The sequence below is a fragment of the Acidobacteriota bacterium genome (assembly GCA_035471785.1).
In the GTDB taxonomy this organism is placed as follows: Bacteria; Acidobacteriota; UBA6911; order RPQK01; family DATIPO01; genus JANQFM01.
The window spans coordinates 16,421-38,242 of record DATIPQ010000082.1 but is presented as its reverse complement, the minus strand read 5'-3'; the positions used below and the strand labels follow the sequence as shown (position 1 = coordinate 38,242).

General features: G+C 60.8%; 19 protein-coding genes, 1 tRNA gene and 2 pseudogenes. 8 read left to right on the top strand and 14 right to left on the bottom strand.

Annotated elements, in window-relative coordinates:
• Nucleotides 1–299 precede the first annotated feature (299 nt).
• From VLU25_11645 to VLU25_11620, 6 genes are all read right to left on the bottom strand, one after another.
• Nucleotides 300–2,747: a PilX N-terminal domain-containing pilus assembly protein gene (locus tag VLU25_11645; protein ID HSR68582.1), complete on the bottom strand. Its 2,448-nt coding sequence runs from the start codon at nt 2,745–2,747 to the stop codon at nt 300–302.
• 69 nt (nt 2,748–2,816) lie between these two features.
• Entirely contained in the window at nt 2,817–3,344 is a 528-nt protein-coding gene (locus VLU25_11640; GenBank protein HSR68581.1) for a hypothetical protein, read from the bottom strand.
• Nucleotides 3,345–3,355: 11 nt separating this feature from the next.
• Complete coding sequence (locus tag VLU25_11635; GenBank protein HSR68580.1) at nt 3,356–3,946, bottom strand: prepilin-type N-terminal cleavage/methylation domain-containing protein; 591 nt, start codon at nt 3,944–3,946, stop codon at nt 3,356–3,358.
• 13 nt (nt 3,947–3,959) lie between these two features.
• A complete protein-coding gene (locus tag VLU25_11630; protein HSR68579.1) occupies nt 3,960–5,045 on the bottom strand; it encodes a prepilin-type N-terminal cleavage/methylation domain-containing protein in 1,086 nt (361 codons plus the stop codon).
• Between the two features lie 177 nt (nt 5,046–5,222).
• Nucleotides 5,223–6,764 (bottom strand): aldehyde dehydrogenase family protein, encoded by a 1,542-nt coding sequence (locus VLU25_11625; GenBank protein ID HSR68578.1) that lies wholly within the window; start codon nt 6,762–6,764, stop codon nt 5,223–5,225.
• Nucleotides 6,765–6,929: 165 nt separating this feature from the next.
• The gene (locus tag VLU25_11620; GenBank protein ID HSR68577.1) at nt 6,930–7,901 is read right to left on the bottom strand and encodes a class I SAM-dependent methyltransferase; all 972 of its coding nucleotides are present in this window, start codon (nt 7,899–7,901) and stop codon (nt 6,930–6,932) included.
• 122 nt (nt 7,902–8,023) lie between these two features.
• Between VLU25_11620 and dinB the strand changes: the two genes are divergently transcribed.
• Together dinB and recQ are read left to right on the top strand one after the other, a co-directional pair.
• Entirely contained in the window at nt 8,024–9,100 is a 1,077-nt protein-coding gene (gene dinB, locus VLU25_11615; GenBank protein HSR68576.1) for a DNA polymerase IV, read from the top strand.
• A gap of 55 nt (nt 9,101–9,155) precedes the next feature.
• Nucleotides 9,156–11,024, top strand: coding sequence for a DNA helicase RecQ (gene recQ / locus VLU25_11610; GenBank protein ID HSR68575.1), 1,869 nt, complete (start codon nt 9,156–9,158; stop codon nt 11,022–11,024).
• Here the strand turns inward: recQ and VLU25_11605 are convergent.
• Genes VLU25_11605 through VLU25_11590 form a run of 4 tightly spaced genes read right to left on the bottom strand, consistent with a single transcriptional unit; the run spans nt 10,970 to nt 14,608 of the window.
• On the bottom strand, nt 10,970–12,253 hold the full coding sequence (locus tag VLU25_11605) for a cysteine desulfurase-like protein (GenBank protein ID HSR68574.1): 1,284 nt from the start codon (nt 12,251–12,253) through the stop codon (nt 10,970–10,972). The two genes, recQ and VLU25_11605, sit on opposite strands and share 55 nt — an antisense overlap.
• The gene (locus tag VLU25_11600) at nt 12,250–13,017 is read right to left on the bottom strand and encodes an exodeoxyribonuclease III (protein HSR68573.1); all 768 of its coding nucleotides are present in this window, start codon (nt 13,015–13,017) and stop codon (nt 12,250–12,252) included. The genes VLU25_11605 and VLU25_11600 overlap by 4 nt, the downstream gene beginning before the upstream one ends.
• A 10-nt stretch (nt 13,018–13,027) precedes the next feature.
• Nucleotides 13,028–14,188 (bottom strand): cysteine desulfurase family protein, encoded by a 1,161-nt coding sequence (locus tag VLU25_11595; GenBank protein ID HSR68572.1) that lies wholly within the window; start codon nt 14,186–14,188, stop codon nt 13,028–13,030.
• A gap of 9 nt (nt 14,189–14,197) precedes the next feature.
• Nucleotides 14,198–14,608: a RidA family protein gene (locus VLU25_11590; protein ID HSR68571.1), complete on the bottom strand. Its 411-nt coding sequence runs from the start codon at nt 14,606–14,608 to the stop codon at nt 14,198–14,200.
• A 139-nt stretch (nt 14,609–14,747) separates the two neighbouring features.
• On the opposite strand from VLU25_11590, the gene VLU25_11585 reads away from it, so the two are divergent.
• Nucleotides 14,748–14,823 (top strand) — tRNA-Phe (locus VLU25_11585).
• A gap of 282 nt (nt 14,824–15,105) precedes the next feature.
• Here VLU25_11585 and VLU25_11580 read toward each other — a convergent pair.
• Both VLU25_11580 and VLU25_11575 read right to left on the bottom strand, forming a co-directional pair.
• Complete coding sequence (locus tag VLU25_11580; GenBank protein ID HSR68570.1) at nt 15,106–15,543, bottom strand: hypothetical protein; 438 nt, start codon at nt 15,541–15,543, stop codon at nt 15,106–15,108.
• 18 nt (nt 15,544–15,561) lie between these two features.
• A complete protein-coding gene (locus VLU25_11575) occupies nt 15,562–16,152 on the bottom strand; it encodes a hypothetical protein (GenBank protein HSR68569.1) in 591 nt (196 codons plus the stop codon).
• A gap of 281 nt (nt 16,153–16,433) precedes the next feature.
• On the opposite strand from VLU25_11575, the gene VLU25_11570 reads away from it, so the two are divergent.
• A complete protein-coding gene (locus VLU25_11570) occupies nt 16,434–17,099 on the top strand; it encodes a hypothetical protein (GenBank protein HSR68568.1) in 666 nt (221 codons plus the stop codon).
• A gap of 182 nt (nt 17,100–17,281) precedes the next feature.
• On the opposite strand, the pseudogene VLU25_11565 reads toward VLU25_11570, so the two are convergent.
• Nucleotides 17,282–17,431 (bottom strand): annotated as a pseudogene (locus VLU25_11565) (site-specific integrase).
• Between the two features lie 46 nt (nt 17,432–17,477).
• Between VLU25_11565 and VLU25_11560 the strand changes: the two are divergent.
• The 3 genes and pseudogenes from VLU25_11560 to VLU25_11550 all read left to right on the top strand — a co-directional run bounded on the left by VLU25_11560 (nt 17,478) and on the right by VLU25_11550 (nt 18,802).
• A pseudogene (locus tag VLU25_11560) lies at nt 17,478–17,753 on the top strand (zincin-like metallopeptidase domain-containing protein).
• A 115-nt stretch (nt 17,754–17,868) separates the two neighbouring features.
• Nucleotides 17,869–18,465, top strand: a complete 597-nt coding sequence (locus VLU25_11555; protein HSR68567.1) for a recombinase family protein — start codon at nt 17,869–17,871, stop codon at nt 18,463–18,465.
• Between the two features lie 190 nt (nt 18,466–18,655).
• Nucleotides 18,656–18,802, top strand: coding sequence for a hypothetical protein (locus VLU25_11550; GenBank protein HSR68566.1), 147 nt, complete (start codon nt 18,656–18,658; stop codon nt 18,800–18,802).
• A 568-nt stretch (nt 18,803–19,370) separates the two neighbouring features.
• Here the strand turns inward: VLU25_11550 and VLU25_11545 are convergent.
• The gene (locus VLU25_11545) at nt 19,371–20,573 is read right to left on the bottom strand and encodes a hypothetical protein (protein ID HSR68565.1); all 1,203 of its coding nucleotides are present in this window, start codon (nt 20,571–20,573) and stop codon (nt 19,371–19,373) included.
• A gap of 19 nt (nt 20,574–20,592) precedes the next feature.
• Between VLU25_11545 and VLU25_11540 the strand changes: the two genes are divergently transcribed.
• A complete protein-coding gene (locus tag VLU25_11540; GenBank protein HSR68564.1) occupies nt 20,593–21,285 on the top strand; it encodes an HNH endonuclease signature motif containing protein in 693 nt (230 codons plus the stop codon).
• The last annotated feature ends 537 nt before the right edge of the window (nt 21,286–21,822 follow it).

Below are 21,822 nucleotides of genomic sequence, written 5' to 3'. Positions count from 1 at the left end.
ACCTTGAGGAAGATTTCCTGAGCCAGATCCTCCACCTCATTGCGTCCTCCCAGATAGTGGTAGACGATATTGAACACCAACCGCTGGTAACGCTTGACAATCTCTTCGAACGCCTGTGCCTCCCCGGCCAAGGCCGATTCGACAAGTTCTGCGTCCGAAGAAGCCATGGCTTCAGTATATACGGGGCAGGGAAGGATTGTTTCAGGACAGGGCGACGTCCGTCCACAAAGCGAAAGGGGGGAAACGGATGGCGCCATCCGTTTCCCCCGAGGACATTTTCAGTCGATTTGGGAAGCGTTCTAGTTGATGACTTCTCCCTGCTCTCCGTCGAAGATCGGCGACGGAATATAGTCGCGGTCTTCAGGATGGAAGATCTGCTGATAGCCCAGGTTGACCAGGTCGCGGAAGCGCGGCGTGCCGGGGGGCAGGCGGGAGGGATCGATGAACTCGCTGTCGAAGGAATACTCGCGCACCGGCGGCGAGTAGACGTTGGCACAGCACTTGAAGACGCCCACCGCCTGGGTGGAGTAGAAGAAGCTCACCAACGACCCCCGATACTTGAGCGTGGTGCCGCTCCAGTCTTCCAGATAACGCAGGAAGTTGTGGGTACCGCCGTCGGTCCCCGTATCCCAACCGCCCCAGCCGCTTGAGCTGATGTTCTTTCCGGCGGCCACGGCCATACGGTAACTGGTGGTGACGGCAGGCCTCTGAGAGGGATCGGCGGGAGCATCGAAGCTGGCCCAATCCTGCCAGGCTGAGGACAGAAGGGTGACCGCGTCGGCGATGATAGCGGCCGGCACATGGGCGGTGGAGGCGCTGAAGTCGATGCCGGTGAGGGCATTGTAGTTGCCGTGCACGTAGACGGGATTCTCGCTGGATACGGTGAATCCGCCTCCCGCCGGGCCGGAGGGCAGACTGCCCAGAATTCCGTTGACCAGTTTGAGGCCGTGGCGGGCGCCTGTCACGCGGCTGCGTTGGGCCGTCTCGCAGGAAACGCGTTCGGTGGGATCGGACCAGGACCCTTCGCTGAGGCCGAAGCCGAGTCCCAGGTTTTCGTTGCCGTAGACGTCCAGCACGCCGTTCTCGTTGACGTCCTCGGCTTTGTCATATTGTCCGTCGGGAGATCCTCCAGCCGAGGAAGGATTGACGACATCCTCGAACCCGTACTCGCCATTGAGCTTGAGCTGGCCGCGGCGGTCCGAGTGGTAAAAGATGTATCCGCCTTCGCTTGCCGTAGCGGTGCTGGTTCCGGTGAGTCCGATCTCGCCTGAGAGCCAGCGTCGCAGGTTGTTGACATCCAGTTCGACCACGTTCATGACGCCACCCAGGGCGCAGTCGCTGGTCGAGGTGGACACGTCGCGGACCTCGCCTTCACGGGTGTCGTAGAGATTGATGGGCCAGAAGTTCTGTCCTTGATTAAAAAGCGAGACGGGGATGGGATCGGGAACCCCCGTCAGAGGATTGTACTTGAGGGTTTGGAACTTGAGGATGGCGTCAGGATTTTCGCGGGCGATTCCAAGATCGAGCCATTCGCTGGTGACGTCGACATAGGTGCCACCCTGCAAGGCCTGCACCAGCAGGTATCCGTCCACCAGCGGTTCGCCGCTGCTGGATCCGACGGCGGCGAAGGCTGTATCGGTCAGACCATAGGTAACGCCGTCGAAGTACTCGCCGTCGTTGGACAACAGCCGTCCCTTGCCTCCGGGCAAATCGGACTCCTCATCGTTGAGCAGCACCCTCACTTGAGCCTGGTTGTAGAGGCGGGAACGGCCCAACAAGGAGGTCCCGACCTCGCCTCCGGGGGCCCGCCGGATGATCTCGAATTCGTTTTCCCCATCGGCTACGAAGGGAAGCTCAAGGGCCTTGGCTCCGGTCCGTCCGTTGACGATCATCCCGTTGTAGACGGAAAGCGAAATGTCGGGCCAGTCGCTGTTGTCCGAGCTCTCCAGCCCGTCGACTTTGCTGCCTTCGGTGAGGGCCAGGTCGCGGCAAATGTCGGTTCCGGTGCTCTCGGCGCAGCCGTTGGCCACGGTGGGGATGTAGACGGGTCCGCCGAAGCCGGCATCGTCGGTCGATTGTCCGTTGGAGAGGCGCTGCCGGATGATCTCGCCGGCGGCGCTGATCTTGTTCTGGAACACCACGCCGCCTCCGTCGGAGGCCGCTAAAAAGAGGTTGCCGTTGGTGTGCACGCGCCCCCCGAAACTGAAGTTGGGTCCGGGGAAGTAGCTGAGGTCGGTGCTGGAGAAGTTGCCGAACTGGAAGATGGGAATCAACGCCACTTCGATGTCGCGCACCATGCGGACCTCGGATCCACCCGGTCCGCGGCCGGTCACGGAGAGTTCCATGGGGATGATGCTGGCCACCAAACCTTCGTTGGGCCCGGCACTGACGGTGCGGATCTCGCTATCGGGGGAACCGTCACCGTCGGCGTCCGCCATGCGCACCGAGTAGTCGCTGAACTCGATCCCGGCCAAGTCCGGTGCGGAGCCGCCCAAACCGGCGATTTCGCTGGCCGTGGGAGCTTGATTGTTGATGAACAGTCCGCTCAGGTCGGCCATCATCTTCTCCATGCCGGCCTCGGAGGCGTAGTAGGCTGCCGTGCCGTCCAGGTCCGATCCGCTGACGCGGGCTTCGGTGTGCACCAAGTAGATCATCCCAACGGCCACCGCCGACATGACAAGCAACAGCAGCAATGCTGCCGGCAAAGCGAAACCTTTTTGTGCCATTTCCTTCAAGTTGGCCTTCATGACTTTGTTCCTCCCAACTTCTCCTATGGGGCAGCCCTGCTCCTGCTCCGATCCTGCAAAACGCCCTGGTTAGCGGTAGCGCGAGACCAGGGACTCGATGCGCACCTCCCGGGTGGTGCCCAGGGGTGTCGTATAGGTGATGGTGATGCGCACTCGGCGCAGGTCTCCCGAGCCTCCTCCCGAGATTTCGATCTGTCTTCGATAATCGGTGAGCAGGCGGGTCTCGTCGTCCGCGGTTCCCATGACTCGGTCCAAGCCGGCCGAAGTCATTTTCTCTACGGCACCGTCATCGCCGGTGTTGACCAGTCCGTCCGCGCCCGGCGTCGTCAACGGCTGCAAACCGCTCAGGAACACCCCGCCCTCGCCGACGTTGGCCAGTTGCTCGAAGGTGATCTGCTCGGTGTTGCGCGCCGTGTAGAGGCTTTCCAGGGCCTCGCGGGCCTTCTGGCGGGCGATCAGGTCGAGGTTGGCCATCTGGGTTGCGGCGATGGCCTGGGCGAAGAGAGCCAGCAGGGTCACCATCCCCACCAGCAGGATCAGCGAGGCCAGCATCACTTCGACGAGTCCGAAGCCTTCCTGAGCTTTCTTGCGTCGCATTCGGTTACCCATTACTTCCACTCCACGCTGCCGTCCTCGTTTTCAGCCAGAACCCAGGCCTTGACGCGTCCGGTAGACCCCAAGAGAGTGACGGCCTTGCCGCGCTCGGGGTGCGCTTCGCTGGACACGTAGACAATTCCATTGACGATCTCTCCGATTTGGTCGCGGGCCGATCCGTCGGGACGGAAGAAGACCACGTTGCCCCCGCCGAAGCTGACGGCATCGTCCCCCAGTCCGTCGGGTGAAGAGTCCCCGCCTGGGGCTCCCGTCGGAGTCGCGAAGACGATTCCCGCCGGCAAGCTCTCGCTCTTCAGCACGGTCCAGTCGCGGCTGGGCATCTCCTGCCGTGCCAGCGTGATGGTTCCTTGAGCATCGACGCTGAGCCGGTGGATGCGCCGGAAGTCGACGGCCGCCTGGCGGGCCCGCCTGATTTCCATGGTGACGAAGTTATGGGCGCTGTTGAGCCGGGATTCGCGGATGGCGGTGGTCATCATGGGAACCGCCACGGCCGCCACGATGGCCACCATGGCGAAGACCGCCATGATCTCCACCAGCGAATAACCTCTCTGTGTCCTTGGGACCGCCTTGTTGCTGTAGTTCATCGTCTCGTCTCTTCTATTTGTAGCGGTCGTTAAAGGAAAGATTGCGGCCGCTGACCGAGGTCGTCAGGGTCACGTATTGGTCCCGTTTGTCCACCTTGGCGGTACCTGGGGAGCGGGCCGTGAGAGAAGCGTTGACCTTTTGAATCAGGGCGGCCTGATCGATGACGTCGGTCAAGCCGGCCGAAGCGGCCGAGTTCTCCGGGTCGAAAATGTCGTAGGTGAACTGCAGGTCGGTCACGTATTCGGCAAGCGGTTCGGCCGGATGGCCGCCGACCTGCCGCATCAGCCGGGGGCGCTCGGGGTAGGTTTCGGCATCGATGAAGTAGGTGACCACGAAGATCCGGTAGGCACGGGTGGGCGGATAGGTTCCGTCAGGCTTGCCTTTGTCGTCGCGGTTTTGCAGTGCGGCGATGTTGCCGTGGGAAGCCGAGGGCTGATTGAAATCGAGGGGATCACTGGCCGAGAAAATGACCCTGTTATGGGTATCGGCCGCGAGGTTTGTGACCACGGCAGCCGCATTTCCGTTGGCGTTACTGAGCACCAGCACGTCGCCGCGGGTCACCCCTTCGCCGGGGACGTTGACGGGGGTACGCAAGTCGACGTCGATTTCGCTGCCCGACGTTGTGATCCTGACCAGAGGGTGTTCGTCGATGCGCAAGGCACGGTCGCGGTAGATAAGCGTGACGATGTCGGTCGGTTGGCCGGTTCCACCAACCTCGGGATCAACGGTTTGTCCAAGTCCTTCTCCGGGGGTCACGGAGAAAAGCATTTGGCCCTCGTATATCCAGTCGCGCTCGGATCCGCATGTCTCGTCCAGTCCGCAACCGCGCACCGTAGATCTGTCGTTCCCCTTCTCATTGGTTGGAAGGGCGATCCCGCCAGACGGTACTCCGGTGCCGGCCTGGCTCAGATCGGAAGCAATGAGGTTAAGGCCGACGCGAGCATTCTGCTGCATCTCGGCCCGCTGGCCGACCATATCGCTGACGCCCATGGCCGAGTTCATTAAGACCACGGCGCCCCCGGTGACCAGGAGCCCGGCGGCCAAGGCAACCAAGGCCTCCACCAGACTGAAACCTCGACTGGACTGAATCGTCTGCATAGTGCTCACCCTCTCTGCCAGACGCCTTTGCGCGACAGGCCTGTCCCCGGTAGCGGGGTAAAGCCTCTTCTGGCATTAACTAGAATCGCCCAAAGAGCAATATTTTTTTGTGAGAGTGATCACATTTACGCCGCTGAGCGGAGACGGGGACCGTCCAGCGGAGGTCGTCAGATCAGGTCAATCGGAGCCGAATTCGATGCCCTGGGCCAGAGGCAATTCGCTGGACCAGTTGATGGTGGTGGTCTGGCGGCGCATGTAGGACTTCCAGGCGTCGGAACCGGCTTCGCGTCCGCCGCCGGTGTCCTTTTCGCCTCCGAAGGCGCCGCCGATCTCGGCCCCGCTGGTGCCGATGTTGGCGTTGGCGATGCCGCAATCCGAACCCAAGGAGGAAAGAAAACGCTCCACCTCTTGAACCCTGTCGCTGAAGATGGCGCTGGAGAGACCCTGGGGAACGGCGTTGTGCATCTCGATGGCTTGCTCCAGCGTGTCGTACTCCATCAGATAGAGGATAGGCGCGAAAGTCTCTTCGCAGACGATGGGCAACTGCTGAGGAGCCTTGACGATGGCGGGCTCGACGAACTGGGGGCCTTTGTCAGGCAGAGGACGGCCCCCGCAAAGGACTTCGCCGCCCTGCTCGCCGATCTGGCGCAGGGCCGACCTCATGCCCTCCATGGCGGCCGGCGTGGAAAGCGGACCCATGAGGGTCGATTCCTCAAGAGGATCGCCGATGGAGACCTGCTTGTAGGCTTCAACGAGCCGTTCGGTCAATTGGGGAGCGATCTCGCGCTGCATGAAGATGCGCCGGGTGGTGGTGCAGCGCTGGCCGGCCGTCCCCACCGCGCCGAAGAGGATGGCGCGGACAGCCAAATCGAGATTGGCGTGGCGGGAGACGATGATGGCGTTGTTTCCGCCCAGTTCCAGGATGGTGCGTCCCAGGCGGGCGGCCACCCCTTGAGCTACCTTGCGTCCGGTGCTCACCGAGCCGGTGAAGCTGAGCAATGGAAGGCGCCGGTCCTCGACCATGCGCCGGCCCAGGCCACCACCTCCCGTCACGAAGGTAAAGACCCCCTCCAGCCCGTGATCGGCCATGACGCGATTGGCGATGTGCTGGACGGCGACGGCGCACAATGGCGTGACCTCGGAGGGCTTCCACACCATGGTGTCGCCGCAGATGGCGGCAATGGCCGAGTTCCAGCACCATACCGCCACCGGGAAATTGAAGGCCGTGATGATGCCCGCCACGCCCATGGGATGCCACTGCTCGTACATGCGGTGATCGGGACGTTCGGAATGCATGCTCAGCCCGTAGAGCTGGCGCGACTGGCCCACGGCGAAGTCGCAGATGTCGATCATCTCCTGCACTTCGCCAAGTCCCTCGGCCCTGATCTTGCCCATCTCCAGGGTCACCAGTTCTCCCAGCGGCTCCTTCAGTTCGCGAAGGGCGTTTCCCAAATCCCGCACCACTTCGCCGCGCTTGGGGGCGGGAACCCGTCTCCAGGACTGAAAACGCCGGGAAGCCGCCTCCACCACGCGCTCATAGACCTCGGGCGAGGACTCGATGACCGAGGCGATGCGCTGGCCGGTGGCCGGGTTGTAGGAGACGATCTCTTTGCCGCCCTCCTCGATCCAGCCGTCCGCTCCCGTGCAGGCTCCGGGATTGACGTCCTTCAGTCGCAGCTTGTTAAGAATGGCTTGGGTGCGCTCGGCTACCACGGTCATGTTTCTTTTCTCCTGGTCTTGCTTTAGAGAGACAGGATACGCGACCTTCGCTCAAACTTCCAAGCACCGGGTCCTCTCGCGGGCCCGGTACAAGTCCCTCTTGTGAATTGGTCCTTGGAAGTTGGTAGTTGCGAAGCCGTTGGTAGTTGCCGAGCCGAGCTGTCCTCAGCGCCGGCGAGCAATGACTCCGTTGTGGGCCTTGATGTGTCCGCAGCGCAGCACCTCGAAGCCGTTTTCGTAGGCGTAGTAGCCCAACTGGCGGGCGTCCATCAGCTCGCGGTAGCCGTAGTTCATAAGGTCGGCCATGAGGACGTAGAAAGCCTTCGAGCGCCACTGGCGGCGCGGGGTGGTCATGATGGAATAGCCGCCCGGCTTGAGGAAGCGGCGATGGAAGTCGAAGACGGTTTCCTTGTAGTCGTCGGGAAAGTGCTCGATCAGCCCGACGCTGAGCACGATGTCGAACTCGCGTCCGTACTTGAGGTCGCGGATGTCGCTGACCTCGAACTCGATGTTCATGTCCTGGCGGCGGTAGCTCTTCCATCCGCCCGTGGCGGGATCGCGTCCCAGAAAAGGGTAGCCTTCGGGAAAGCGTCCGAAGCGGTGAGTGCGGCAGAAGTCGTCGTAGTCAACCAGAACGGCTTCGCCTCCCGGATACTGAGCCAGAAGCTGCATGGCCTCGTATCCGTCGGCGGCCCCCAGGAAAAGCACCCGCGGACGCTTGACGTCAAGGCCCTCAAAGAGCGCGCGCTTTCCGCGCGGATCCCACACGGCGTCGTCGACCCGGTGGACCTGATTCCACACCTTGAGCCGCAGCAGCTCGGCGGCCGCCTGGCGGGCCTGGGCCAGCCGCAAGCGTCCCACCCGTCCCCAGAAGCGCCGCCATAATTCGGGCTTGCGGGTTTCGGAATCGGCCGCGAAGAGGCTGTGGAAGTCGCGGTTGAAATGCTCCCACTGCACCGGGATGGGCATCTCGCGTCCCTCTTGCGACTCCCATTGGGCTCGCCGGCTGGAATTGGCGGGCACCTGATAAGGCCGCCCCACCTGCTTCCAGTCCAGCTTGGCCCAGTCGGTGGAGGAGATGTCCTCGAAGACGTCAGGAGGCGAGGTACGCAAATCGACCCGGTAGGTGGACTCCAAGCGAGTCGTTTCTAAAGCTTGAGCCGACTCAGCCATAATCTATAAAGGTACGTCCTCAGGGCTTCTCCTGGCAAGTGACCCGGTCGGCCTTTTCCTTGACAGGCACTGTAATATAGGTGAAGATGCAGCGCACTCTGTTCCACGTCGATATGGATGCCTTTTACGCCTCGGTCGAGCAGCGCCGCGAACCCAAGTACAAGGGAAAGCCGGTGATCGTGGGCTCCGATCCCAAGCAGGGGCGGGGACGCGGCGTGGTGGCGGCTTGCAGTTATGAAGCGCGCCAGTTCGGCATCCACTCGGCCATGCCCATCTCGCAAGCCTGGAGAGCCTGTCCCGACGGCGTCTACCTGAGGCCTGACTTCACTGCCTACCGCGAGGTGTCGCGCCGCATCCGCGAGATCTTCCGCAATCTGACGCCGCTGGTGGAGCCCATCTCCATCGACGAAGCCTTTCTCGACGTCAGCCGCCAAGTGGAGAGCCCGCGCCAGGCCCTGCAACTCGGGGCCCGCCTCAAGCGCCAGATCTACCAGGCGGAATGGCTGACCGCTTCGGTGGGAATCGGCCCCTGCAAGCTGGTGGCCAAGATCGCCTCCGATTTTCGCAAACCCAACGGACTCCACATGGTGACTCCTCAGGAGGTGCAGGCCTTCCTCGATCCCCTGCCCACTTCGCGCATCTGGGGCGTGGGGCCCAAGACGGCCCAACGTCTGCAAAAGATGGGGGTCGATACGATTCTGCAACTGAGAGCCCTCGATCGGGAACGTCTGACCGAGTTGCTGGGGAAGTTCGGGAGCCAGCTTTACAAACTGGCTCGCGGGATCGACGAGAGACCCGTGGTGACCCGGCACGAAACCAAGTCGGTCAGTCAGGAAACCACCTTTCCCCAGGACGAGAGCGATGCCCAAGTGCTGGAGAAAACCCTGGCCAAGCTGGGGGAAAAGGTGGCTCAACGGCTGCGCAAGGGCGGACTGGAAGGGAAGACCATCACCCTCAAGCTCCGCTACCAGGATTTCACCACGATCACGCGTCAGGTCTCCAGCCGCTTCCCCACCGCCGAAGCCGAGATTATCGTCTCCACGGCCATCGACCTGCTGCGCCGCTACCGCCAGGAGGGCCGCGCCATCCGCCTCATCGGAGTGGGTCTTTCCAACTTCGAGAATGAAGAAGAAGGCCGCCCCCGCCAGCTTCGCCTCTTTTGAAGGAGAGAAGATGCGACAGGGGGGCGCGCTAAGCTCATGGTCGAGAGAGGCGGTTATGTCAGATCAAGCGCGCGACATTCTGCGGACGGTTTTCGGCTTTCCCTCCTTCAGGGGAGAACAAGAGGCCATCATCGACCATGTCAGCGATGGCGGCGATGCGCTGGTGCTGATGCCCACGGGAGGCGGAAAGTCGCTCTGCTACCAGCTCCCCGCCCTCATCCGGCCAGGGACGGCAGTGGTGGCTTCGCCGCTGATCGCGCTCATGAAAGACCAGGTGGCGGCGCTCCGCCAGATGGGAGTCGACGCCGCCTTCCTCAACTCTTCGCTCACGCCCTCGGAGTCCTATCAGATCCAGCGGGCCGTGCGCGAGAGCCGGATCGACCTGCTCTACGTGGCACCGGAGCGCCTGCTCACCGAGCCCTTTCTGGAGCTTCTGGACGAGATCGAGATCGCCCTTTTCGCCATCGACGAGGCCCACTGCGTCTCCCAATGGGGACACGACTTCCGCCCCGAATACCTGCAGCTCGACCAGCTCAAGGAACGCTATCCCGGCGTGCCCCGCATCGCCACCACCGCCACCGCCGACGGCCCCACCCGCAAGGACATCGTCGAGCGCCTGGGATTGCAGGAGGCGCGACGTTTCGTGGCCGGATTCGACCGCCCCAACATCCGCTACAGCGTGGTGCTCAAGAACAGTCCCAAGCAGCAGCTTTTGAGCTTCATCCAAGGCAATCACCCCGGCGAAGCGGGCATCGTCTACTGCCTTTCCCGCCGCAGCGTCGACGAAACCGCCTCCTGGCTGAGCGAAAAAGGGCTGCGGGCCTTGCCTTACCACGCCGGTATGGGAGCCGTCCAAAGACAGCGCAACCAGGACATCTTTCAGGGTCAGGACGGCGTCATCATGGTGGCCACCATCGCCTTCGGGATGGGCATCGACAAGTCCAACGTCCGCTTCGTGGCCCATCTCGACCTGCCCAAAAGCCTGGAGTCGTACTACCAGGAAACCGGCCGGGCCGGACGCGACGGCCTCCCCGCAAACGCCTGGATGGCCTACGGCATGGCTGACGTGGTGCGCATCCGCGCCATGCTGGAGGCGTCCCAGGCCGAGGACAGCCACAAGCGCATGGAAATGCAGCGCCTCAATACCCTGCTGGCCTATTGCGAAACGGCCCGCTGCCGCCGCCAGGTGCTGCTCGACTACTTCGGTGAAGACCTGCCCGAAAAGTGCGGCAACTGCGACACCTGCCTGGTGCCGGTAGAGACCTACGACGGCAGCCAGGAGGCCCAGAAAGCCCTCTCCTGCGTCTACCGCACGGGACAGCGCTTCGGGGCCGGCTACCTGATCGACGTGTTGCGGGGAACGCCCAACGAGCGCATCCCCCGCTTCGGCCACGACCGCCTTCCCACCTTCGGAGTGGGAGCCGATCTGAGCAAGAAGGAATGGAGTTCGCTCTTCCGCCAGATGGTGGCCGGCGGGTTGCTGCGGGTCGATCTGGAGGGCTACGGAGGGCTGCAGCTCACCGCCGCGGCGGCGCCGGTGCTGCGGGGAGAAGAGCCCTTTCAGGCCCGCCGCGACCCCTCGGGACGCGCCGCCTCGGCTTCGAAGGCGCGTCCCCAGGCCACCTTCGAGGAAACCCCCGAGAATCAAAGCCTATGGGAGGCCCTGCGCGACCTCAGGCTAAAACTGGCCCGCCGCCAGAACGTCCCTCCCTACGTCATCTTTCACGACACGGCCCTGGCCGAAATGGTGTCGCGCCGTCCTCAATCGCTGCCCGAAATGCTCACCATCACGGGCGTGGGCCAGACCAAGCTGGACAAGTACGGCGAGGCCTTCCTGCAAGTCTTGGAGGAGGCCTCCGAGGAGCAGGATCAAGCCGAATCCAACACTTCCAAGAACCTGTCGATTTCGGCGGGCGTGTTGTAGTGGACCAGGCCGATGCGCAGCCATCCGCCTTTGTCGTCCACGCCCAGCCGGCGCGCCGGCTCCAAGGCGTAGTAGTCTCCGTCCCAGGCGAAGATATTGTGTCGGGCCAGGCGCTTGGCCAATTGCAGGGGGTCATGGTCCGGATGGCGGAGGATGAAGGTGCAGACCCTTTCCTGGATGCGCTGGGGGTCGAAGATGCCGTAAAGGGTCAGAGAGGGTATCGCCGTCAGGCCCTCCATGAGGCGGCGGATGAGGCCCTTTTCCCAGGCCTGTATGAGGCGCCAGGACTCCAGCAGGCGGCTGCGCCGCGAGGCCTCGGGAGGGGCGCTGCCGAAATCGACGCTGAGCGAGGCCAGATAGTCGATGGCCGCCGTGACTCCGGCCATGGCTTCGTGGCTGAGCGTGCCGGTTTCCCAGCGCTCGGGCAAGGCGTCCGAAGCGGGACGCACTTTGTAGGCCGGCAACCGCTCCAGCAGCTCGCGTTTCCCGTAGAGCAGTCCGCTGTGGGGGCCGAAGAACTTGTAGGGACTGCAAGCCAGGAAGTCGCAGCCGATCTCCTTCACGTCGATGGGACCGTGGGGCGCGTAGTGGACGGCGTCCACGAAGCTCAGGGCGCCGGCCTGGCGGGCCCAGTCCGCCAGGCGGCGGACGTCGTGGACGGTGCCCGAGGCGTTGGAGGCGTAGCCCACCGCCAGCAGGCGCGTCTTCGAGTTGATGAGGGAAGCGGCCTGCTCCAGATCGAGGGTGCAGTCCTGGGGATCAAAGTCGATCCAGCGCAGGGTGGCTCCGGTGTCGCGCGCCAGCAGCATCCAGGGCGCCACATTGGCGTCATGGTCCAGGCGGCTGAGAACGATTTCGTCTCCGGGGCCGATTTCATGGGCCAGTGAGCGGGAGAGGTGGAAGGTCAAGGTGGTCATGTTGGCGCCGTAGGCCACCTCCTGAGGACGGCATCCCAGCAAATCGGCCGCCGCCTGGTGAGCTTGGTCGATCACCTCGTTGGTCCTGCGGCTGGTCTCGAAGACGCCGTCGGAGTTGGCGTTGCGGCGGCGCAAGTAATCGACCATGGCGTCGATCACGCTTTCCGGCACCTGGGTCCCGGCAGGGTTGTCGAAAAAGACGGCGGGACGTCCGCCGAAGTCTTCGCTGAGAGCCGGGAAACGGCTGCGGATGCGCTCAACGTCCCAGGCTCCGCTACGTTTGGGACGAGTAGTGGTAGCAGACTCCTTCAATCCCTCACCTCCAACACCACCGGACAATGATCCGACCCATAAACCTCCCGCAAGTGATCGGCCCTCTCTACCCGATCCATGAACTCACGGTTTACGCAGTGATAGTCAATCCGCCACCCGATGTTGCGCTCGCGGGCCCCGAACCGGTAGGTCCACCAAGTATAGAGCCCTTCCTCACCCGGATGCTGGAGTCGAAAGGGATCGGCGTAACAACGGGAGAGAAAAGTGTCCATCCAGGCCCGCTCCTCGGGCAAGAAGCCGGGATTCTTTCTGTTCTGCTTGGGGTTGCGCAGGTCGATCTCGGTGTGGGCGATGTTGTAATCGCCGCACAGGACAACGTGGCCTCCGTCCTTGCGTATGCGGTCGCAAAGCCTGCGGATGGCCCGGCAGAAGCGCAACTTGTATCCCAGCCGCGAATGGTCGTGGCGGCTGTTGGGAAAGTAGGCGTTGATGACCGTGAAGCCGGGATACTCGGTCAGCAGCACCCGTCCCTCCCTGTCGAAAGCCTTGACCCCCAAGCCCATCTGCACGTTGAGGGGCGGACGGCGGGAGATGGTGGCCACCCCGCTGTAGCCGCCTCTTCGGGCCGGATGCCAAACCGAGTGATAGCCCAGCGGATGCTCCAGTTCGTGGGAGAGCTGCTCGGGAAAGGCCTTGACTTCCTGCAAGCAGAGGACATCGGGCTGGTAGTCTTCGAACCACTCCAAAAATCCCTGACGCTCCGCCGAGCGGACACCGTTGATGTTCCAGGAAACCAGCTTCATGAATTCGATCTTAAGAATGACGTGCGGCCGTCCGCCGCAAGCGTTTCACCATGGAGGGCAACATTTCCAGAACCGTATCGATCTCGTCTTCCGTGGTTTCAGTACCCAGGCTGAAGCGGATGGCGCCTTGCAGGGCCGCTTTATCGAGGTTCATGGCCCGCAGCACGTGAGAACCGGAGTGACTGCCGCCATGGCAGGCCGCCCCGGTGGAAACCGCCACTCCCTCAAGATCGAGGGCCATCATCAGCGATTCGCCTTCCACCCCCAGAAAGCTGACGTTGGCGGTCTGGGGCAGGCGCTTGTCAGGCAGGCCGTTGACGACGGTATCGGGAATCGACTCGAGAATGCCCTGCTCCAGCCGGTCGCGCAGGTGGGCCATGCGCAAGGCGCGCTCCTCCAGTTCCTCCTGGGCCAGGCGGCAGGCTTCGCCCACCCCCACGGCGCCGCTGACGTTCTCGGTTCCGGAGCGGTAGCCGCGTTCCTGGGGTCCGCCCACCATCAGGGCCTTCAGTGGGAGTCCGCTGCGGACGTAGAGCGCCCCGCAGCCCTTGGGACCATGAAATTTATGTCCCGTCAGGGAGAGCAGGTCGACTCCAAGTTCCGACATTCGAACCGGGATCTTTCCCACCGCCTGGACGGCATCGCTGTGAACCAGAGCGCCATGTGCGTGGGCCTTGCGCGCGATCTCGGGCAGCGGCTGGACGACGCCGGTTTCATTATTGGCGTACATGACCGAAACCAGGACGGTTTCGCTGCCATGCTCTTGCAGCGCCTTGTCCAGTTCTCCCAGGTCCACAAGCCCCTGTTGGTTGACGGGCAGGATCGTCAGCTCGAAGCCTTCCTCTTCCAACTCGCGGCAGGGCTCGATGATGGCCGGATGTTCGATGCTGGAGATGATGATGTGGCGTCCCTGGCCGCGCCTTTGCAGCGCCACGCCCCGTACGGCCAGGTTGTCGGACTCGGTTCCTCCGCTGGTGAAGACCACTTCGCTGGAGCGGGCGCCCAGCAGCGCCGCTACCTGACCGCGGGCTCTTTCCATGGCGGCGCGGGCCGACTGCCCGGCCCGGTGGACGGCAGAGGCGTTGCCGTAGTCTCTGAGGAAGAACGGCGTCATGGCCTCGAAGACCCTGGGATCGACAGCCGTGGTCGCATTGTTGTCGAGATAGATCATGGCGTCGATCTATTCCAAAGCCACCAGTTCGATTTCAACGTCCACGTCTTTGGGCAGGCGCGACACCTCGACGGTGGCCCGTGCCGGCGGATTTTGATCGGGCGGGAAGTACTCGGCGTAGACCTGGTTGACGGCCCCGAAGTTGTCCATGTCGCTGAGGAAGATGGAGGTCTTGACGACCTTGTCGAGCGAGCTTCCGGCCGCCTCCAGGATGGCTTTGAGGTTTTCCAGCACCTGCCGGGCCTGGTCTTGAATTCCGACCCTCCGCACTTCGCCGGAACCCCCTTCCAAAGGCGGTGCGTCTTTCTTGGGCAGCAGCGGGATCTGCCCCGAGATGAAGATGAACCCGTTGGCCCGGATGGCCTGGCTATAGGGCCCGACGGGATCGGGAGCCCGGTCGGTGTAGACGACTTCTTTCATAGGCTGCAATGGTAGCCTCAGAGCGGCATTTCTGTCCACCGCGGCCGAGTCCTCGGGTCCGCCCGCAAAGCCCCTGCCAGCCTCACGATGATGGAGTTGAAGAGGAAAAATTTTCTGGTATGATTGTCACTTCCCCAAAGCCGGGGTAGCTCAGTCGGTAGAGCAGCGGACTGAAAATCCGCGTGTCGGCGGTTCGATTCCGTCCCCCGGCACCACTTCCTAACTTCAAGCTGACCAATGGGTTAATGTCGTGAGCGATAACTCTGAGGTTGCACACGGCTTGTGCAAAACGGAAGAAAACCGGAAGAGCGTGATAGCGACCGAACTGGCTCCGCTGGCGTTTCTGTCTTCGAACCTCCGCCGAATCACTTGGCTCAGCTGAACCACTCCGGGTTATCAATGAGCCGCTGCATGACAGTGCTGAGATTGGGGGAAGAGAACATGATGTAGGCCACAAAAAACCTGCTTGAAGCCTTCGTCAAGTACTCAGCCAGCGTTCAACAGAATGCCGATGTGCAGAAGGGGTCGCTGGCGAACATGAAAAAAACGTTTTGGATTCCGCCTGTGACTCTGCCCTTGGCTCCCGTCGCCGTGAATTGATCGCCCAAGATCGGAGAAACTGTGGCGTATCCCAACAACAAAGCACCCTCCTGAGCTGGGCCCTGCTTCACATTTTCATCCAACAGTCCCCGTATACCGGCGCAAACCCAGATCCGAGTAACGATAATATGGGTCTTTCCGACGTGCTCTGGGTCAATCTCGACGATTTCTGAAGAAGTAAATGTCTCTCCACACGCCTGATTCGGAGCAGTGCACTCTATCCGCGTGTCAAGGGTAAGTCGCACCATGTTTGCGGCCTCAGCGTCAGCAAACACGCCAGTGGAAACAATCGCAGCCAGGGCCAGCAAAACAGCAACTCTGAATCGGTTAGACATCGTCGTCTCCTCTCTCTTTCAGCGATTGTCGAAAAGTCTTTCTACAGCCAGCATTCGCTGGACCGCGGGATCGTCTATTGGGACATCTGAGCCGACCACGACGTGTCGGCTGACCTCCTCCTTGATGAAGCGCTTGAAGGCTTCGACATCCACCCCGTCGTCCCTCAAACCCGCTAGGAGAATCAAGTACTCCCTTTTCAGATCCAGAACAACTCTGCGATTGAAGTCGAGTTGGGCCTGTTCCGGTGCGACCTTAGCGCCGGCCGCCGCCGACTCGGTGGGAAGCTTGCGGTCGAGAATCGGCTTGCAAGCCGAGTGAGCTTCCATAAGCGCATCCCAGGCCCTGGTCCCTTCAAGCACACCAAATCGCGAAGCAAACAGTGTCAGCGGGCGATGGTCGCCCCTCTCATCCAGAATTACAATCCGGTTTTCAAGCATTCGCAGGAAGGTCCGCACCGCGGTGTAGGTGGTGACCGGTTGGTCGCCGCCTTGGATCGTGTAGCCGCGGGGCGTGTCCTTGAACACCTCTGGGACATCTTGCGCCGGGTCCTGCGCTGATAGAGACAGGAGGAGGAAAAAGGAAAGAACAGTCATTGAGAACGCGTTCATAGTTTATCTCCATTCGAATTACCGCGCCAATCCGTGTCTAAAGTAAATCTCTTTGAGCAAGAGTCTGCAGGTGGAGATAGAAGCATAGCCGCGGTCCACAAAACCATGTGTAGGACCGCGAGGAGGATCATCATGGGGGGAAGCCTCTCTCTTGGTAAAGCGATTCTCTTTGACTAAGCTTGGGCAGCTTAGCACCAAGGCTGCGAAAGAGGCAACCCCCCCTTGGTTGATTAGCTTTTCTCTCAATCCTTGTCAGGAGGACAGAAGGGATTGCCGGGGGTTTGGAAACAAAGGCGGCGGACAGGGGATGCACCACTACAAGGAAACCACCGCCTCTGGCCGCCTTCGGTCTCAAGGAGGATGCCGCCGGCAAGAGGGAGCGATTTACCGCCGACACGTGGCGGGAGGTGCGCCGCTGGCTTGATCGGGACGCCGAAGCTCTTGCCTACGGAAGCTACCGGACGCCCGGAAAGATCAAGTTGCGGGCTTACATCGAGGACTGGCGCGGCATGCACAAGAGCTCCTACCGCGTGTCGACCTGGCGGGATTACGTAAGCGTCCTGAGGACCTGGCTGCTGCCCGGTTTGGGAGACGTCCGCTTCGACCGTCTCGATGCGCGGAGCGGGCGAGTTGCAGAAGTTCCCAGCCTTCTGCGCCAGGCACCCCCCGCGTGTTGCGCGGAGCGGGCCGTGAAGTCGGGCGTGCTGCTGGTACGCCAGAAGGTGGTGTCCACCACGGGCGACGAGTTCGATAATGCCTACGAGCTGGAGCCGCCCAAGGGCCGGCTGGAGGTGTTCGGCAAAGTCAACGTCGGCGCTTGGCTGGCCCGGATCCGGAAGGAAAGCGGAAGGATACCGGAAGGAATTCTGAAAATCGAGTCTCCAGAGCCCATGAACCCTTACGAGCCCAAGTACCTGAGGATGCTGAAGAAAACTCGCTCAGGCTAAGGGTGACTGGATTGGCCTATACATGCGGAATCGGACTGAAAATCCGCGTGTCGGCGGTTCGATTCCGTCCCCCGGCACCATTATTTTCAACAACTTAGCGCCGTCGGCCTCTTCTCCGAAAATCCCACTGTGGGACATATGTGGGAAAAACGAGCCCATTAAAGTGCCTCCTCGCGCTCATTTTAGGGCTCTTCGAAGGACAGTCGTTCGACGGCGGACTTGGTGTGCTGATCGCTCAGGTGAGCGTAGCGGAGAGTCATGGCCATGGTCTTGTGGCGCATCAGTTTCTTGATGGTCAGCAGGTCCACCCCGCTCATGGCCAAGAAACTCGCGAAGGTATGACGATTATGCCGATATCGGCATAATCGTCACTCCACTGGTCACGGTTCCCGTCTCTCCCGGCCTACTCTCAAGCAGATGGCCCGCTTCGGCTCGCCCGACTACTCCCAAGAGGAACTGGTGGCCGAGATGGGCGCGGCCTTCCTGTGCGGCGAATCCGGCCTAGAGCCCGCCGCGATCGAAAACCAAGCGGCTTACATCTCCGGCTGGCTGAAGCGGCTCAAAGGCGATCCCCGCTTGGTGGTGATCGCTGCGGCCCAGGCCCAGAAATCGGCCGATTTCATCCTTAACCGCCAACCCCAGCAAAGCCACTGAAGGCCCTGACCTGAGCGGAAAATGAGCGCTCAGGGCTGGGCAAGGTCCGCCATGGGCGCTCCCGTTCCGCCACGGGGAAGGAGAGCCGCCATGAAGACCAAGCAAGTCGCCCTCTATGGCCGCCAACACCCGCGTCTCTACTTCGGAGGAGCAGTCGGCCAAGCCCCAGCTATTAGACTTGCGCAAGTACGCTTCGCAACGGGGCTGGAAGATCGCCGGGGAGTATGTGGACGAAGCGGTAAGCGGAACCAAGAGCAGCCGCCCGGCCCTCAACCGCCTGATGGACGATGGCAAGAAGCGCCGCTTCGACATCGTGCTTGTCTGGCGCTTTGACCGCTTCGCCCGCTCGACCCGCCATCTGCTGATCTCGCTTGAGGAGTTCCGCGATGTGGGCATCGACTTCGTGAGTTTCCAGGAATCCATCGACACCACCAGCCCTCTAGGAATGGCTGTGTTCACCATCGTCAGCGCCGTGGCCCAGCTTGAGCGGGATATCATCGCCGAGAGGGTCAAGGCCGGGCTGAGGAAGGCCAAGGCGGAAGGCAAGGAGTTGGGACCGCCAAAGGCCGATATCGATGCTGAGAGGCTTCGAGAGATGGCCGAGAAGGGTATGAGCCTGAGACAGATGGCTAGGCTGCTGAAGGTGGGGAAATCGACCGTGGCCCGCAAGCTCAAAAGGTTGGGCCAGCGTCAGAGTGGTACTCTTGGCTAGCGTCAGAGCACCGTCCGAGGGAATGCAGTAGTATTTCTGGTTATGCATGGAAATGGCGCACTAAGGAGTGTGAAAGATTTCGTGGTTTAGGGGAGCGAATGCTCTGGAGCAGCGTCCTGAGTCGGCCCTTACTCAAACTTGCAAATCCGCAAAGCAAACCTCGAACATGAGGAGGGAGGAGGGTACCGATATGGAGGAAATCAACAATACAGAGGCTCCAAACCGGGTCGCAAAACCCGGCAACGTATTCCTGGCAGCACTTCATGTGCTGGTACTGGCACTTTCTTTGGTGGTTCATCCACCGCTAGAATCCGGCGCCGCCAGGGAGCTGCCCTAAGCCACGAAAGAGAGTCAATCGCATACCTGGGAGCAGAGGGGCGCTCGTCGATCTTGCGCCGCCCCTGAGCCGAATCGTTAGCGGCAGGAGAACCCGCCCCATGGCAAAGCCAAAGGATGACCCAATAGGTCCGGCTGAATTAAAGGAGTATCTGAACACGTCGTCCGACTTTACGTTCGAACTTCGCTGCCTCGAACGCTTGTCCTCACTAGGATCTCAATGCGACCATGGTGGCTCCTATACCGATCCCGTCACACAGAAGACACGTCAGTTCGACATTCGCGCGCAGAAATCTCATGGGAAACTTCGCGTGCGATGCGCCATCGAATGCAAGAGCCTGACGGACTCGTTCCCCTTGTTGGTTATGTGCGTGCCGCGCTCAGCAGATGAAAGCTTTCACGAGTTGATACTCTCCTACCATCCAGACATGGTGGAGCAGCCTCACCCTCGGATTCGCGCATTCGACGAGAATTGTAGGACAATCCGTGTGACCGCGCCAGCTTCGGCCTATGGCGTTGATGGGTGCGTTGGCAACACAAACTCGGCATGTTAACCCGCCACCGGTAGGTCACGTGAGCGACCTACCGCTAGAGCTAGAGCGCAGGTCCCGCCCGACGCATATGGAAATCAAGCGGGGTAGATGGTTACGTCGAAAATTGCGCCGAATCAATTCAATCACCAGGACGCCGACCGCTACAAGAACTCCGGTCAGGCCCCCCGACCAGAGGTCCGTGAGGTTCAGCGTTAGCTTACAAAACGCAAAGACACTAAGGCCGGTGATGGTGTAGTAGAGAAAGCGATTGTATTTAATAATCCTCGAGAAAGTATTCACCCGCTTCTTTTCTTGTGCGATCCAAAGATACCTCTCCCATCTAAAATCGTTTGACTTTGGCTCCAGGAATTCTCGCATGTAGACCGCCACAGCTTGTGTCCCCAATTCGAGGTTCAGATTCTGAACAGTCGCCAAGACGGTTAGTATTGTCGTCAAGATCAAAAGAATTGCCGGGGCCCCGGTGTTGGGAAGGCCATCATCCTGCACTTGGCCAAAGGCATAGCTTACGAAGGCCCCGTTGACGATTAGCACCGCCCCGAGTATTTGAAGGCTTAGGCGATTGTTGTCGCGAATCTCGTGACGCAGTGCCCCGTGTTCAGCGACGAGAGTATTGTGATTGCTCGGCAATTGGATGGACTTGCCGTCGCCAGGCGAATCCTCTTCTGGAGATTGTAGCGACTCTTCAGGTGTGTGTTTCATTGTCTTTCTCCAATTCCATCGATCAACGTAGACGAAGCAGATTAGGAACAAGAAGGAAAGCAAAACCCCGAATCGTAAACCGAAGACCAGTAGCGCTCCTAGTGAAGTGAGAAGTATCGCCCAAATAATCATGGTCCAACGAAGGATGCTCACACCAGAAAGGCCTGGCCTTGGATGGCAGATCGCTGACAAGTCGATATCGTTCGCTGCGCTACGAATCTCAAGATCGTCCATGATTCGACGGGCTCGGCCCATCGTATAGCTCTCCGCGAATAGAGCCCAGCCAGCAAGCAGAAGGACAACACCGAGAAAACCTGTGCGCCAGGAGTGCCAAATTCCCCAGTCCGACGGCTTCAAAAGGGCTGAAGGATCTTCGGGAACGAGAGCTGCTACAAGGAGCAAGGTGGCGAGAAGCACTAACGCGGGCCACTGCAACAGAGTGGAGTTGTGATGGCACCAAAGTTGAATTAGGCTATCTTGGCCCGTTGCAGTATTCTGCGTGTCAGTTTTTGTTGCCATCGATTCGAAGACCTGCTAGTTGGGAACTCTAGTCTGGGGCAGAATCTTTGTCAAGAGGTTAGAGAGGGCAAGCAGTACTCCGAAAACTATAACAAGTTACGCGAGTCACCCTCGTTCGAAGAGCCACCAGACGGCTTCCGGCAAGGTGGGACTCCGTGCTACGCTTTCCCAAGCAGCCCATGGCTCGAAAACAAGTTCCGAAGAAAACGAAGGAGAGGCTGTCCTCAGGGAGTTCGCCCACAAGTGTGCCATCTGCGGTGGCAGAAACCCTCATTTGCACCACATCGACGGGGACCCCTCGAACAACGAGCATAAGAACCTGATCCCGCTCTGCCCCAACCACCACCTTATTGACCAACATGCACCAACTGCGGTGACGGACCCTCGAAAACTGCGCCTCTTCCGACAGTTCAAAGACCCAAGCATCCTGTCGCCAGAGTTCGAGGCGTTGTTCAGCAGATTCCTTTTCCTCCTCGAATTAGAAAAAAATTCCTTCGACGTTAAGCAAGCTACCTTGTCGGTTGGGGAGTTGACCTCGTTCGTCTCAGCACTCAAGATGGGCAACTTCTACGCGGAGCAGATTGGGCGCCTGCTCAAGAGGCCTAGTCGGGTAAGTCTTGTTTTCCCCGACCCCAGGGCCGAGGAAAAGGGGAGGCGCGGGCGGCCTTCTTCAAACAGCTCGAAGAGAATCGAGAAAAGACTATTGCCCTAATCGTGGAGCTCCTTCGCTTCCAGGAATGGAATTCGACTCCAGCTCCTGATCCCCGGTGGGGACTTGTGATGGAACCGGAGCTGCCTGGCTTGTGACGGAACCGGGACATGTCTTGAATGTTGGCGTCCGCAATGAAGGCATCCCTAGCGAACCCTTGCGGTTCCTTCGCCACGCAGGCTCGCCTATAGCGAGGAAGCCTGTTGCTTGGTTTTCAGCCGGTGGCGACTGTGAGTTCGACGGTAGCCTTTGAACCTGTCGGGTGCGTTCGGACCTGTCAGCCATTCCTCTAGGCAATCTACATGTGGGATATATGTGGGAAAAACGAGCCGTTATTGGGGAAACCTTGGAAATAACGGACAGGTCGGCGCTCTTCCGCAAGCTGTTGAGAGAAGGCGACTTAGGCGCAAGTCACTTCCAATGCTGGTTTCTCGGAAATGGGCTTTTTGGGGACTGAAAATCCGCGTGTCGGCGGTTCGATTCCGTCCCCCGGCACCACTTTGTCTTTCCCTCCGCTCAGATGCTTCCTGGTTCATGAGA